This is a genomic window from Psychrobacter sp. CAL346-MNA-CIBAN-0220 (genome assembly GCF_040309805.1).
Classification (GTDB): domain Bacteria; phylum Pseudomonadota; class Gammaproteobacteria; order Pseudomonadales; family Moraxellaceae; genus Psychrobacter.
The window spans coordinates 842,300-856,945 of sequence record NZ_JBEOPF010000001.1 but is presented as its reverse complement, the minus strand read 5'-3'; the positions used below and the strand labels follow the sequence as shown (position 1 = coordinate 856,945).

The 14,646-nt window shown below is 41.1% G+C and carries 12 protein-coding genes; 4 read left to right on the top strand and 8 right to left on the bottom strand.

The features are described from left to right. Positions 1–230: 230 nt before the first annotated feature. Entirely contained in the window at positions 231–1,538 is a 1,308-nt protein-coding gene (locus tag AAEY88_RS03270; RefSeq protein WP_350558982.1) for a L,D-transpeptidase family protein, read from the top strand. Between the two features lie 347 nt (positions 1,539–1,885). Here the strand turns inward: AAEY88_RS03270 and infA are convergent, their stop codons facing one another. The 7 genes from infA to dinB form a co-directional block, all read right to left on the bottom strand. Next, positions 1,886–2,110, bottom strand: coding sequence for a translation initiation factor IF-1 (gene infA / locus AAEY88_RS03265; RefSeq protein ID WP_350558979.1), 225 nt, complete (start codon positions 2,108–2,110; stop codon positions 1,886–1,888). A gap of 122 nt (positions 2,111–2,232) precedes the next feature. Continuing rightward, the gene (gene truA, locus AAEY88_RS03260; protein WP_407074421.1) at positions 2,233–3,048 is read right to left on the bottom strand and encodes a tRNA pseudouridine(38-40) synthase TruA; all 816 of its coding nucleotides are present in this window, start codon (positions 3,046–3,048) and stop codon (positions 2,233–2,235) included. Between the two features lie 152 nt (positions 3,049–3,200). Next, positions 3,201–4,304 carry an asparaginase gene (locus AAEY88_RS03255; RefSeq protein WP_350558976.1) on the bottom strand — a complete coding sequence of 368 codons (1,104 nt, stop codon included), beginning with the start codon at positions 4,302–4,304 and terminating at the stop codon, positions 3,201–3,203. Positions 4,305–4,416: 112 nt separating this feature from the next. Then, positions 4,417–5,871, bottom strand: coding sequence for a FimV/HubP family polar landmark protein (locus AAEY88_RS03250; protein ID WP_350558973.1), 1,455 nt, complete (start codon positions 5,869–5,871; stop codon positions 4,417–4,419). A 105-nt stretch (positions 5,872–5,976) separates the two neighbouring features. Continuing rightward, the gene (locus AAEY88_RS03245; protein ID WP_350558970.1) at positions 5,977–7,008 is read right to left on the bottom strand and encodes a hypothetical protein; all 1,032 of its coding nucleotides are present in this window, start codon (positions 7,006–7,008) and stop codon (positions 5,977–5,979) included. Positions 7,009–7,167: 159 nt separating this feature from the next. Then, positions 7,168–8,388, bottom strand: a complete 1,221-nt coding sequence (gene queA / locus AAEY88_RS03240; protein WP_407074390.1) for a tRNA preQ1(34) S-adenosylmethionine ribosyltransferase-isomerase QueA — start codon at positions 8,386–8,388, stop codon at positions 7,168–7,170. A gap of 205 nt (positions 8,389–8,593) precedes the next feature. After that, positions 8,594–9,679 (bottom strand): DNA polymerase IV, encoded by a 1,086-nt coding sequence (dinB, locus tag AAEY88_RS03235; RefSeq protein WP_350558967.1) that lies wholly within the window; start codon positions 9,677–9,679, stop codon positions 8,594–8,596. 519 nt (positions 9,680–10,198) lie between these two features. On the opposite strand from dinB, the gene AAEY88_RS03230 reads away from it, so the two are divergent. Then, the gene (locus AAEY88_RS03230) at positions 10,199–10,444 is read left to right on the top strand and encodes a hypothetical protein (protein ID WP_350558964.1); all 246 of its coding nucleotides are present in this window, start codon (positions 10,199–10,201) and stop codon (positions 10,442–10,444) included. A gap of 369 nt (positions 10,445–10,813) precedes the next feature. On the opposite strand, the gene AAEY88_RS03225 is transcribed toward AAEY88_RS03230, so the two are convergent. Next, on the bottom strand, positions 10,814–12,121 hold the full coding sequence (locus AAEY88_RS03225) for a lytic murein transglycosylase (RefSeq protein ID WP_350558961.1): 1,308 nt from the start codon (positions 12,119–12,121) through the stop codon (positions 10,814–10,816). An 874-nt stretch (positions 12,122–12,995) separates the two neighbouring features. Between AAEY88_RS03225 and AAEY88_RS03220 the strand changes: the two genes are divergently transcribed. After that, a complete protein-coding gene (locus AAEY88_RS03220) occupies positions 12,996–13,286 on the top strand; it encodes a DUF4031 domain-containing protein (protein ID WP_350558958.1) in 291 nt (96 codons plus the stop codon). Between the two features lie 150 nt (positions 13,287–13,436). Continuing rightward, positions 13,437–14,528 carry an NAD(P)-dependent alcohol dehydrogenase gene (locus AAEY88_RS03215; RefSeq protein WP_350558955.1) on the top strand — a complete coding sequence of 364 codons (1,092 nt, stop codon included), beginning with the start codon at positions 13,437–13,439 and terminating at the stop codon, positions 14,526–14,528. Positions 14,529–14,646: the final 118 nt, after the last annotated feature.

Sequence of the window (14,646 nt, the reverse complement as noted above, 5' to 3'; positions counted from 1 at the left end):
ATACTTCCTCTAATAGCGTTAACTAAAAAAGCTTTATTCTAATGTGCTTATTCCCATAAATTGCGTTGCAGTTTATGGGTTTTTTATGGAGTTATTAACACAGATACTGTACGAGCCGACAATTATTAACATAAAGTGATTACATCCTCACGTAACGCTATGGCATGATTAATAAATAATAATAAACATTATAGTGACATCAAAATTAAGAATAATTTTAGGAGCAATACATGCGTCAATTAACAAAAATCAATAGCGCGATAGCGGCGGTGGGTTTGTCTACGGTCTTGTTTATGGGTCAAAGTTATGCTGAAAATAGCACCACTACTGATGCCGCTACTAATAGTTCAACGATCATGCCTATATCTGTTATTAGTATACTGAGTGCTCAAAATGACGCGAGCAGTAGTAACAATAGCAACTTAAACAATAAGCCTGTTAATAGTGATACTATCAATAACAATAACAATAACATCAATAAAGACAATACTAAGAAGGAAAGTATCAACGGTAACGACTCTATCAATAATAACCCTACTAATAGCCCTGACATTAGCCCAGTAACTAAAGGTGTTAGTCAAAAGCTCACCAGCACCAGCGAAACGGCAACGTCACTCAATAAGTTTTTACCCACTATTAAATATAATACAGAAAATTTGTCAAAAATGGCGCAACAGGTCAATGCGGCTAATTGGACAGCAGGAGCAAATATAGACCGTATTACTGGCACTAAGTTGCAAGCATTATTAAACTGGCATCAAAGTGGCGTTGGGGTTGTAGATGGCTATTGGGGTAAAAACACTCGAAAAGCCATGCAAGCTTTTCAAAAAGCGCAAGGGCTAGCTGTCACCGATACCTTAAATGAGGAAACTTGGAAAGCGCTTACTAAGAACGCTCGATTAGCCGCTCAGCCCGTATTGGTTAACTATAAACTCAACGACAATGATATCTATATTAAAACCACCACCATCCCTACAGACACAAAAGCGAAAGCGAAACTTGAGGGCATGTATTATGAAAGTGTGCTTGAAGGGCTAGCTGAAAAGTTCCATATGAGCGAACAGTATATTATAGCGTTGAATCCCAATACTAACTTTGACGTTGGCGAAACTATTACCGTTTATAATCCAGGTAAACCAAATACGAAATCTGTGAGCCGCGTCGTTGCTGATAAAACCACTCAGACTTTATACGCTTATGATGATAAGAACACGCTTATTGCCAGTTATCCGACCACAGTAGGTAGCATTGCCACGCCATCGCCAACAGGGACACATAAGGTCAAAGTTAAAGTATATCAGCCTAATTATACTTATACCCATGATGATGGTAGTAAGTCTATTATTCCAATGGGCCCCAATAACCCAGTAGGCTCAGTATGGATTGGGCTCAGCAAGCCTTCTTATGGTATTCATGGCTCGCCTGATCCTGAGCGTATTAGTCGACAAGCATCAGCGGGTTGTGTGCGCCTGACCAATTGGGATGCTCTAGCTCTGTTAGGCACTATTAAAGATGATGCGGTTGTCGAGTTCAAATAGGCTTCTATGAAGACGTTAAATAAGATAGGTTGGTATCCAAAATAGTAAAATACAGATAAAAAAATACCGCTGATACATAGCGGTATTTTTATGGGCAGTTTATTAATGGCGTTATTAGCATCTGTTTAACACTGCAAGCATTTATGACAGATCGAGAATTAGCCTAGTTAATAAATAGTAGTACCCAATATTAAAGTTTAAATGGTTACTTAGCAATATAACGTAATAGTGCTTAGCTAGCCGATTTAATTACTTATTAGCCACTTGGTAAGCTGATTTATTCCAGTTACTCAGTATGGGTATTTAAGCAATCTTAGTCTTGTGCAGTCTATAGCCTAGCTAAATAATTAAGTCTTACCGCGGTAAGTAATGCGACCTTTAGATAAATCATAAGGAGTCATCTCGACCTTAACCTTATCACCGGTCAAAATGCGAATATAATGCTTACGCATTTTACCTGAAATATGCGCAATGATTTCGTGTCCGTTTTCTAAACGAACTTTAAATAATGTATTTGGAAGGGTGTCGATAACTTCACCTTCAAACTCAATAATCTCGTCTTTTTTGGCCATAATTATATATCAATCAATGAAAAATAAGCCCATATTATACGTAAGTTAGCCCATTAAAGCAACAAAATATCTGTTTTTACTTGACAGCCTGTAAGTGATATGTATGTCCATTAAATGTTATGTTAATCTGGCAGATTTAACCAAAGTGGTGTTAATGGTGCATCAGGTAGGAGCTGTTGGTAGCGCTCGGGATAATACGCATTGATAAAGTATAAGCCCTCACCTGATGCGGTAGGCGGTGCTATAGTGCGGTCTTTTTTTGCTAAAATATTCAGAAAGTCTGCAGGCTGTAAGTCATGTTTACCGATAGCATATAATGTACCCATTAGGTTGCGCACCATATGATGCAAAAAACCATCTGCCTGAATATCAAAAACGATAAATGGGCCATGGGTAAATAGTTTGGCATGACGGATTGTACGTATAGGCTGATTGGACTGACAGGCAGCTGCGCGGTAGCTGCTGAAATCATGGGTACCGGTAATATCAGCGGCGGCCAGCTGCATTGCTGCTAAATCAAGGGGCTCATAAATATGGGTAACTTGATGATTAAGGATAGCAGGGCGCGGGGCTTGATTGAGAGTGATATAGCGATAACGGCGGGCAATTGCCCCAAAGCGGGCATGGAAATCGGCTGGCATTGGTTGAATCCAGCGCAAAGCAATATCATCAGGCAGCAAACTATTGACGCCGCGTAGCCAGTTATGGGTCGGACGATAAGCATGAGTGACAAAGTGTGCAATCATGTTGCCAGCATGAACACCGGAATCTGTACGCCCAGCGGCTATCACTTCTACCGACTCATTGGCAACGGTACTGATGGCAGTTTCGAGCGCTTCTTGTACCCCAAGCACCTCTTTTTGCCGTTGCCAGCCGTGATAGTGTGTCCCTAAAAACTCAATAGCAATGGCTAAATTATAAGTTGGAATATCTTGCATTATTTTAGTTTCAGACGTTATAGAGACGGGTAGTATAGATGGATCGGACGATACCAAAGAGTTCATAAAGTGCTCATAGTTACTCATAACGGTTATTAATAATTAGTCAATCATTGGCAGTCGCTATTTATAGCGTTGCGAATAGCTAACACCTAGCGTTTTCTGATGGTTGTACCCATTTGATTCACATTATGTATCCAGCGCTGTCGTCTGCGCGCTGGTGTATCATAGCGTAGCAGTAACCACAGTAATCGCGCGTAAATAGCAGGAATAGTTAATCGGCCACCAGCAAGTACCTGATAGTCGTATTGCCAACTGCCAGCAGCGTAGCTGTCACTGACCCCACCAAACGGACATTGACTGGCACATACCACCATATGACCATGCTCGTAAGCATGCTGTAATGACTCTGCCAGAGCTGGTGAATAGGGTATATTGCCTGCACCAAATCCTAATAGTATAATGCCACATGCTGGCCGCGACAATAAGGCTTGCAGCTGCAGGCGCACCACTTCAGAGTCATTGGGTAAGCAATATAGCGCATGAATATCTGCTTGCTCGGCGCGGGTTTGAATACTATTTAACAGGGGTTGTTGGTCGTCAAGCCAGTGTTGACGGCGCGTATCTGGTAGAGTTTTGATATAGCTATTAGCAGGGTAAGCTGCACGCGAATGTCCGGTAAACGCCATAAAGTCGTGGCTATGAATCTTTTGAACGGTTTGCGCGGGCCATGACTCGCCACCAAAGCTTATTTTGACCCCTGATTCTCCAGCAGCTGCCAACCTTAAAGACGCGCTTAAATTATCCCAGGCATCACTACTGGCATCGACGCTATAAGTCTGTAGTATGTCACTGTCTAATAATGGCCGCATGCTACCAGTGACGACAATACAGATGTCAGATCCCGCAAAGGCTTCTGCTAAAAATGCGCCTAAATAACTTAAAGTATCAGTACCAGTAATTAATATGAATTGCCGATGTCCCTGTGTGTACGCTTCTAGCAACAACTTGTAAAAGTGTACAAAATCTTTAGGTGTCAATTGGCTACTGTCTTTAATAAGAGTGTTATCTAACCACGAGATAGCCGGTAATTGCCCTGCTTGATTGTGCTTGCTAAGTAGCGCCTGCAATGCTGGTAAGAACACTTCAGCATCTAGTGGTTCTAGGGGACGGCCATAACTGCCAAAGGTACCACCAGCATAGATAAGCTGAATAGGACTAGAGTCATAATGTGATAGTGCTGAGCTTGATGACATAAGATTATCGCAGTAATTGGGCATAAAAAATAAAGTAAATAGACGTAATATAAATCATAATCAGCAAAAAAACACCAAGCTTCTAGCGTTATAGAGAGCAGGTGTCTCTAGGTTAAGCCGTGCGAGCAAGTAGTTCTTGTGCTTGATTTTGCTGTTCACTATTGCCCTGAGCGATGACTTCATTTAGTAAGCGTTTGGCGCTATCGTATTCACCCAGCTGTAAATATTGACCAGCTAAGTCTAAAGTTACTTGATTGCTATCTAGAGTTTTAACAAAATCAAAATCTCCGGCAAACTGCGCGGCAAAATCGGTAGCGAGAGTTGTGTTTCTATCTTGAATGTTTACGCTATCGCTAGCAATAAGGCTAGGATTGTCATTCATAACGTCTACCGCTGCGGTAGCCGTCGCTGCGGTCGATAATATATCAAAGTCAGCGTAATTATCTAGCTGAGTGTCCTCATCAACTGTTTTATGCTCAAACATTGATGTGGCAGTGTCTGTAGATGCCGTTAGATCATCGCTCTCTTCAATTAAATCATCAAAGTCTAAAACAAAATCATCATCTACACCAACATCTGGTGAGCTATCTTTTTGTGCACGGTCTATCTGAGCTGCTTCTGAAAATAGTTCAGTATCTGAGTTTGAATCGAAGTCCAGCGTATCAAAGTCAAGTGTAAAGTCATCGTCTATATTTTCACTAATATCTAAATGAGTAGCATCTAAATCATCAGTAGCTGTGTATTTTTTGCTTGGATCATCATTGAGCTGGCCCTCTTTAAGCTTGCTCTCTTTGCTTGCATAAAAGTTAAGGTCACTGTAATCATTAGTAGTAGATTCTATAGTATTGGCTTCTAAATCATCTAAAGTAATATCAAATGCATCGCTATCGTTGAGGTCAGTAGTAACAACAGGCAACTCTGTATTCACGCTATTTTGAGCCGCTGGTTTAACATCTAAAGGTATATTGTCCTGAGTGGCATCGATATTAGTAGGTGACGTCGCGCTATGATGGCTATTTGACTGGGTGCTATCAGCAGGTAAACTCACACGACTACTCACATTTAAGTGATCTCTAGATGATGACGTTGGTGAGTATAGCGGCTGAGCTATTAGATCTTGATCCAATAATGTTCTTAGCTGGCGCGCTTCCGCTATAGCCTCTGCATCACTATGGGCTTCGATAGCATTATAAACGCTACTAAACTCTTTATATTGATTGGTGATGATATAAATGTTTAGGAGTTTAAGTGACATTTGAGAGTCTTGAGGTGTCTTGATAAGACCACGCTCTATTGCCTCAATCGCTTTATCATAACGCTGCTGATCTATAAAACGTTGAGCGATAGTTAACGGATCAAATTTAGTGGCCGTTTGCTTAGTAGCCTTTTGATCGAGACTTGTGCGCGCTGCGTATGACTCTGGTATTAGAGTATTTGCGGTACTATTTTCACCCGCTTGTATGAAAGCCTGGGTAGGCGCTCTTTGTGCCTTATTTCTGCGCAGTACCAATACTCCGATCAGTAAAAGGATTACTAAGCCTGCAATGATATATAGCATGTTGTCCATAAATATTTCCCCGCCTACGAGTCTTGTTTACAGCCTGTTATGCTGATTAGCTAGGCAATTATTTATTGCGTGATTTTTTAGAAGCGCTTCAAGCTCTTTCGAATTTTAGTTCGATAGTAGCGATGTTTTGCTATCGTTGCCAAAAGTACTACTACTAAAAGTACCGCTAGTTATCTCCAGATTTTTGGATGTTGGTATTGACTCAGCTGGTGCGGATTTGGATACCATTATTTTTGTATTGAGAGCGACTTCTGAAGTTAGAGTTTCTGATTTAGCAAATCTATTTTTAATATGAATATAACGCGTCACTTTTATAGTTAGAAGGTCGAACGGCTTATCTCTAGTGCCAACAGCCTGTAAACTGTTATCTTGTACGTTAATATTATTATCTAGCCTGTTCGTCGGTTGCTGTATTTTAGTCGCTTTCATTATCTGCGGACGAGGTGCTATCACGTTTGCCATACCTAAGGTTTGGGACGTTTCTAACGGCGGCAAAGTAGTGACACGAGTGGCATGCAATATGCTGCTATTATTAAGATCCCTAACATCAACATCAACCTTCTTCTGCGCCTGTAATGGTATCTGCAAGCTCGGCGCTGCAAATAATGGGGGCGGTGTACCGCGGGTGATAGTTAGGGATTTAGACATACCAACCGGTAACGCTGATAAGCTGGGTTGTTGCGTACCTACTGTCTCGCGATCAAGCGGCTTAATCGCTATATTATCATTAAGCGGCATCAGTAACGTTTTGGGTATAAGGTGACGTCGACCATTATTATTAATCACTAATACCATATCTGCAAATGGCATTACAACCGGCTGCGCGGTGTGAATAAGCAATTGACCCGTGGTCGCAGAAGTCGGTATAAAACGTACTGACATTGAAGGCGTCGGTATCAAACCCATTTGTTGATAAACCACAGGGTTTGCTAGACTAGCCATAAGGCTGGCAGACCTGATATCAGTCATTGTAATGCTCGCAGCTAGAGGCTCATGTTGGGCAGAAGTAACGGTTATTTTACCCATAGTTGCTGCTTGTGCAATAGGCAGTAGTACCGCAGAACTCAGTGAGTAAAGTAGCACGATTGACACCATGTGGTGGATGTGAGTCAATCGATGAGGTAAATGCCAAGACATACGCCGCCTTTTTATAATGACTCATGAGGGTAACTAATGACTGATAATAACGACATACGATAAGAAGCAGATATCAGATATTGATGCGGATATAAATAAATATCATTTAGTCTATCAGGATATTTCGTAACCGTCGCGATCAATACCGATAAGAGCGGACTATAGCTCAACTTTGTCGAGTAGCATGGCATCACCATAGCTAAAAAAGCGGTATTGGGCGCCAATGGCATGCTGATAAGCCTGCTCAATAGCCGCTTTACCAGCAAATGCCGATACTAGCATCAACAAGGTAGATTTAGGCAGATGAAAATTAGTGAGCAGGCGATCAATCACTCCAAACTTAAACCCTGGGTAAATAAAGATATCAGTATCTCCAGACCAGCTAGCCAATGCTTGTCCATTCTGAGTTGTTTTTTGATAAGCGGTTTCAAGCACCCGCGTTACCGTCGTACCAACTGCGATAACTTGCTTACCATTAGCATGCGTTTGATTGATCATATCGGCGGTTGCTTGCGGCAAGTGAGCATACTCGCTGTGCATAGTATGATTAAGCAGGTTTTCTGTCTTTACCGGGGCGAAGGTGCCAGCACCGACATGCAAGGTGACAAAGGCGGTATTGACGCCTTTTTCTGCCAGCATTGTCAGTATAGATTCGTCAAAGTGTAGGCTGGCCGTAGGAGCAGCTACGCTGGCAAGCTTGGCGGGATCATGAAATACAGTCTGATAACGAATATTGTCAGTAGCGTCTGCATGGCGCTCAAAGTAGGGCGGTATCGGTAGCTCACCGTAGCGTTCTAAATCGGGTAAAATAGGGGCATCGAAGGCTAAAATAAATAAGTTATCTTGACGACCGATCATCTCACAACTTATATGGCTATCTGCCAATAGCAAACCTTGTCCTAGCTTCGGCGCTTTACTGGCTTTGACATGGCAGAGTGCGACGTATTTCTGTGTTACAAGAGCCTCATCATCAGTGCTTGAAGTCGGGTCATTAGAATTTAAAGAGGCAGTATCAACCAAACGTTCAATAAGAACTTCCACACGACCACCAGTGTCTTTTTTACCGAATAGTCGAGCTTTCATTACCTTAGTGTCATTAAATACGATCAAATCGCCCGCATTGAGTAGCGATGGCAGCATGGTAAATAAATGATCTTCAACCAGGCTTATATTTTTACTATCAGCAGTAGCTGGCAAATATAGCAGCTTGGAGGCTGAACGCTGTGCTAGTGGATAGCGAGCAATAAAGCTATCGGGCAGTTCATAATTATAATCATCAACGCTTAAGTAGTTGGGCGTATTTTCTGAGTGGTTATGGTCATCAGTATTACTGCTAGCAGACATACGGTTTTCAGAAATTAACGAGTGAGAGTCAGTCATAATAAGGGCGTTCAGTAGATAGGATTTTGGTATAAGTGTAGCAGAAACATCAGTGTGGCGTGAAAAATTCCTAAACGTTGCGCACGTCATTCCTCATTAATAGGATTGTTGTTGTTAATATATAAAATAGCCTAAGCGATATCATGAGTTAACCATAATTGTTCTTATCGTTCAGATATATTTCCATCAATCAAATAAATTGCTGTCACTCAAATAAATTAAGCTGCGGCAGTATCTGAGTAGCAAGCGCTAATGACGAATAGGTCACGCCTACTAGCCTAATAGGTAGTGCACGCGGAATATCTAAAAATAACTTATCCAGCCAATAATGGGCAGAGTCGGCATTAACAAAAGCAGTAGATAGCGTATGTGAGCGGGTAATTTGAGTAAAATCAGCATATTTAATTTTAAGAGTGATGGTATATGCAACCAATTTTTTGTTATGCATCTGGGTAAAAGCATCTGCATTCTGTTCATAAATTTGTGTCCGCAGCGTCTTATCATTGCTTAAGTTATCTCTGAATGTGGTCTCAGAGCCAACGGACTTATGCTGACGTTCAGCCTTGACGGGTCTTTCATCACGGCCGTGTGCAATATCATAATAAAACTGTCCACGTTTGCCAAACTCATTAACGAGTAGGGGCGCTGGCGTACATCGAAGATCAGCACCATTACGGATATTCATAGCATGTAGGCGCTTGGTAGTTGCTTTACCGATACCATGAAAACGCTCAATAGGTAGCGTGCTAATAAAAGCATCCGCATCGTCCGGAGTGATAATTGCGGTACCGTTAGGCTTATTAATATCAGAAGCAATCTTAGCCAACATCTTATTAAATGAGACTCCTGCAGACGCTGATAGACCCGTGTGCTCTAATATTTGCGCGCGTAACCAGTTGGCCATTAAGGTTGCTGAGCCTTGGTGTACTTGCAGCCCCGTGACATCAAGATAAGCCTCATCTAAAGATAATGGCTCAACTTGCGACGTTAGAGTGTGCATAATCGCGCGGATATGAGCACTGACCGCACGATATACCTCAAAGCGGGGAGGTACAAATATAACCTCTGGACAACGCTTGCGTGCCTCATAACAGGACATCGCCGAGCGCACACCAAACTTGCGTACCTCGTAGCTGGCAGCAGCTACCACACCACGTCCGCTCGGATCACCGCCAACAACTAATGGTTTGCCCCGATATTGTGGAAAATCGCGCTGTTCAACACTGGTGTAAAAGGCATCCATATCCAGATGGATAATCTTACGCGGGGCTGATTTTATAGGAGCTGTCATACGCTCTATTTTACATCAAGTCGCATATATCTTTTGGTAATAATTTTTAGTACTAGACATTTTTTATAGCCTGAAATGAAATAATAATGACATAGATTCTTAGCTTAAATACAACTAATCAGTATGTTTAGAAAAATATTAGACTTAATATTATTAACTGTTTAATTTTTTATAAATTTTAAAAAATTCATCTAAAATTTTATATATGTAAAAAAATGAATATAAATGATGGTTTATTGTTTTTACCACTTAAGACAATAATCATGCCACTCGCATAACAATCAGTAGTAAAAAGCACTCATAGTTTGTTAAATTAAATACTCATAGTCTGTTGAATTAAAAACGATAAATTTTATCTGTACCGCTCTATTGGGTAGTCAAATAAAAAAATGACAAGAGGGTCAAACACATATCAAGATTTAGTTGACCCCCAGCCATCTAGTCATCAACAGAACAATCCTGAGTAAATAGTCGCCATATTGACAGCTAAAATGAATCCCATGATGTAAGGAGCAAAAAGTGGACATCAAATTAATCGGTAGTAATTTAACTCGCGCAATGTTAGATCAGGGTCATAGAAAGATCTGGTGTGCTATAGATGATGATAGTGATGAGAGAGCTATCACAGATCTTGAGAACAATGACTTCACCGCTTATGTGGTGTCCTATGATGATGGTAAGTTTATTTGTACCTCTGGGTTGCCTTGGTCGTTTGCGGTACCCATTAAAATAAGTGCAATAACACAAGATGATGTAGAACTATAATCAGACTTCTATAAATCCGCTCTAGCGCCAGCATCTGCTAATGAATAATTATATTAGATAATATATAAACTATATAGCAGTTGAGTACACTCCATAATGCTTATTCGAAGCCTATTTGGATAGAGGAGTGTGGGTGACACTAGATAGCTGGAAAATTTTAAGAATTACTGACGATTCAGTATAAAGGGTGCATATCAATCATTAAAAAGGGAATGACGGTGTTAATCACCACTCACTCCCTATGTTTATGCTTATCATTTTCACTGTCTAGTCTAACATTTAGAAGTTATCTACTGACTGCTAGAAGCTACCTACTCACTGTGCCTTATTCATTGCGGCTATCATTGACGTTAAACAGTCAAAATAGCTTTACCATACGGTCAATGATGATGCACTACGCTGGCTGATAAAACCATCGGGCGTTTGCCCATTGTTACCCTGCCAGCGTTGAAACGCCTTGCGAGTATTGGTACCAATGATACCATCGGCCCCTTTAGTATCGTAGCCTGAACTGGTTAAATGCTGTTGCAGACGAGTCACTTGAGTCGTTGATAACGGACGCTCGTAGCGCGGCCATGACGTTCGTAGATCACTTTGTCCCGCGATTGCTTTACCCAGTAAACTAACCCCTAAAGCATAACTTGATGAGTTATTGTAAACTTTTATCACGTCAAAGTTAGGGCTAAGTAATAATGCTGGACCCTCTTTACCAGCAGGTAGCCAGAGCTCCATTTGAGTATTGGCATCCAAGTAGACATCATCTATGGTATCGATACCAAGAGACGCCCATCTAGAAGCTGATTGCTTAGTATCGACAATCGAGTAGTCAAAAGATGACGGTAATGTCACTTCATAAAATGGGGCAAGACCGCGCACCCAGCCAGAGTTGCTCAAATAATTGGCAGTCGATGCCAATGCATCAGCAGTTGACCACGGATTACGGTGTCCATCGCTATCACCGTCAACGCCTTCTTTTATCCAAGTGCCAGGAATAAACTGCGTCTGTCCCATCCCTCCAGCCCAAGAGCCTTCAAGCTGTGACCAAGAGACATCCCCACGTTGCAATAGCTCAATTAATGAGAGTAATTGAGTCTCAGCGAATTCTTGGCGACGACCTTCATAAGCAAGGCTAGCAAGCGCGCTGGGCAAATGACTACTACCAGTAACCGCACCATAAGACGACTCCATACCCCAAATTGCAGTGATTATCTCTGCATTAACACCATACTGCGACTCTAAACCTGATAAATATGAGCGTTGCTCTGCAAAATTGCGTTTACCATTCGCAACCCGCGCATTCGATACCGCCGAATCTGCATACTCCCATGGCATTTTAGAAAATTCAGGCTGACCTGAATCAAGTGAAATAACCTGCTCATTTAAGTAGGCAGCACCAAGCAAGCGCTGGACATCCGACGAACGATAACCAGCGGACATAGCACGCATAGAAAAGTCTGACTTCCAATCCGAAAAGCTGCGATAGCTAGGTTTGGGGGTAATGATAGTATTTTGCTTAACGATGACAGGCTTGGGTTTTACTTGAATGGTTTGGGTCTGAGTAACCTGAACCTTGGCTTGACGGATCGGTTTGCTTGGTTGCTGAGTAGTCTGCTGAGTAGCACAGCCAGCCGCTAGCAAAATTGGAAAAAAGACAGCATATTGCTTTTTTAACATCATAAAAATCTCGGTTTTCGATAATTACTAAAAAATAGTAGAAAAAGTAAGTCAAATTTACAACAAGTTTAAGGCCGTGAAATATCTATCCTGAGCTTTGTTATTGATCAACAGCGAAAAATTACTTTAGCAATAAATAGCGACAAAGTCGATGGTATAAGTAAGGTAATTATTGCATTTCTAACGGTGTAACTAGAGACAAAATGATAGATAACTTTGTACGGTCTTTTAGTGCTTTGTTGCGCTTTATAAATAACGTTCAGCTCATTCTCAACCTCTGTTGGATATCTCTACGCAGTTGGAAGCTGGTTATGCTTCTCATCAGTAGGTGTAGTCTCACCAACTCATAAATACGCTGATATCCAAATACTTAAATAAAGGTAGGCGTGGTTACTTTGACTACGTTACTTTAATTGAACTGTCTCAGTTAAGATATTTTTGATAAACGTTTAGAGTCTGTAGCGTTTTGTTTGAGTAAATTGTAATGTTTTGAGTAAATTAATTGGGTTTAGTATGATTGTTAAGTCTAATAATAAGTCCGCAGTATAAGTTTATTATTCTGGATTAATAGAATTTCCTTTTAATGATTAATGACGGCAACTTTGAGATAATGGAAAAATTATTGTTTACGCCATTTCGCAGCTTAGAGGCCAATTGACCTCTTGTTAATCTGTAATAGGCATGTTTGAAGGCTTATGAAATTGCTTGTGAGCTTTGTCAGGAGCTGAATAGTGTTAAGCACTAAGAACCAAAGCGTTTGAAAGAGGCTTTTGATAAAGTATTTTTTGAGCATTAGACTTTAGGATTTAATTGCTGACACGGTCCGTATACAGTAGAGTAAAATGGACAATTTATATCTCTTTAAGGACATAACGAGATGGCAATATATGTAGATTTTGTGAGTATAGAGTTCAAAGGCTATAGATGGTGCCATATGTTAGCGGATAGCCTACAAGAGTTGCACGATTTTGCTGAGTTTATTGAGATAGACAAACGTTTATTTCATCGCAATGCCAGTTATCCTCATTATGATATTACCCTACAAATGCGAGTAATCGCTATTGAAAATGGGGCTATTCCTGCTGATAGAAAAAAAACTATTGAGTGTGCGAAGAAATTAAAAGTGGAATTAAACACTCAAATAACGTTGTCTGGTGATCTTGTCTAACCTAAACTTTCAACGTGAAATATACTTTTAACACTGTTTACAAGACCTTTCGTTTTTATCTATTTAGTTACTTAGAGCAGTCTTTGAAAGCTTTTGAGAAGCGTGTAATCTAGTTGAAGGACAGTCTAATTAACTAAAAAGGCCATCATAATGGATATTAAAGCAGCAGTAACCCATAGCCAAGGCGACGCGTTCAAAATAGAAGCTGTACAGCTTGCCAATCCTGAGTTTGATGAGATAAGGGTTCGCATTGTTGCGGTCGGAGTCTGTCATACGGATGTTGTAGCTCGAGATCAAGGCATAGCGCCTTTCCCAATTGTGCTTGGTCATGAAGGATCTGGCATTGTAGAGGCTATTGGTCAGGGCGTATCTGAATTGCAAGTCGGTGATCATGTTGTGCTGTCGTTTGCTCATTGTGGTCATTGCGCCCATTGCCTGATGGGTCATCCATCCGTTTGTGATACGTTTAACGAGCTTAATTTCGGTGGTGCTATGGACGACGGCAGTCATCGACTGGCTCAGAACGGACAAGAATTGGCGACTTTTTTCGGTCAATCCTCATTTGCTACCCACGCCATTGCCAAAGCTAAAAATGCGGTAAAAGTCGATCCGGATGTTGATTTGGCCCTGCTTGGGCCGCTTGGATGTGGTATTCAAACCGGCGCTGGAACTGTTCTCAATCGTCTCAAGCCAGAATTTGGTTCCAGTATAGTGATATACGGTGCTGGTGCCGTTGGTCTTAGTGCCGTGATGGCTGCTAAGATTACGGGCTGTCAACATATCATTGCCATTGATGTTCATGACAATCGACTTAATTTGGCAAAAGAGCTTGGCGCAACTCATGTCTTTAATAGTAAAAATATCGATGTGGTTACGGAGGTCAAAAAGCTTACTGATGGTGGCAGTCATTACGCTGTTGAAACCACAGGCGTTCCAGAAGTTGTCAAGCAGTCATTGCATGCTTTGAGACCTTTAGGTGCCGTTGCTATTGTAGGCGTTACACCTGAAGTAACGCTTAATATTCAGGATGATCTGATGGCTGAAGGTAAAAGCATGATTGGGGTCGTTGAAGGTGATTCTATTCCTAAAGTATTTATTCCACAGCTGATTGCGTATTACAAAGCAGGGCAGTTCCCATTTGACAAGCTAACCAAATTCTATGAATTTAATCAGATTACACAGGCATTTGCAGACTCGGCAAGCGGTATTACTATCAAGCCTATTCTAAAAATGCCCAGATAGTTATTAACAAACTGTGATTAAAATCTCTCATAAATAGATACTTATAAGTAATGACAAGTAGGAGGCTGATATCAGCCCCCTACAATTTATCTAATTATCTAAGCTTCTAAATATTTAA

What these genes read in the sequence shown, in the direction of transcription:
- AAEY88_RS03270 (WP_350558982.1), top strand. Translation starts at nt 231, where the DNA reads ATGCGTCAATTAACAAAAATCAATAGCGCGATAGCGGCGGTGGGTTTG.
- infA (WP_350558979.1), bottom strand. Translation starts at nt 2,110, where the DNA reads ATGGCCAAAAAAGACGAGATTATTGAGTTTGAAGGTGAAGTTATCGAC.
- truA (WP_407074421.1), bottom strand. Translation starts at nt 3,048, where the DNA reads ATGCAAGATATTCCAACTTATAATTTAGCCATTGCTATTGAGTTTTTA.
- AAEY88_RS03255 (WP_350558976.1), bottom strand. Translation starts at nt 4,304, where the DNA reads ATGTCATCAAGCTCAGCACTATCACATTATGACTCTAGTCCTATTCAG.
- AAEY88_RS03250 (WP_350558973.1), bottom strand. Translation starts at nt 5,871, where the DNA reads ATGGACAACATGCTATATATCATTGCAGGCTTAGTAATCCTTTTACTG.
- AAEY88_RS03245 (WP_350558970.1), bottom strand. Translation starts at nt 7,008, where the DNA reads ATGTCTTGGCATTTACCTCATCGATTGACTCACATCCACCACATGGTG.
- queA (WP_407074390.1), bottom strand. Translation starts at nt 8,388, where the DNA reads ATGACTGACTCTCACTCGTTAATTTCTGAAAACCGTATGTCTGCTAGC.
- dinB (WP_350558967.1), bottom strand. Translation starts at nt 9,679, where the DNA reads ATGACAGCTCCTATAAAATCAGCCCCGCGTAAGATTATCCATCTGGAT.
- AAEY88_RS03225 (WP_350558961.1), bottom strand. Translation starts at nt 12,121, where the DNA reads ATGATGTTAAAAAAGCAATATGCTGTCTTTTTTCCAATTTTGCTAGCG.
- AAEY88_RS03220 (WP_350558958.1), top strand. Translation starts at nt 12,996, where the DNA reads ATGGCAATATATGTAGATTTTGTGAGTATAGAGTTCAAAGGCTATAGA.
- AAEY88_RS03215 (WP_350558955.1), top strand. Translation starts at nt 13,437, where the DNA reads ATGGATATTAAAGCAGCAGTAACCCATAGCCAAGGCGACGCGTTCAAA.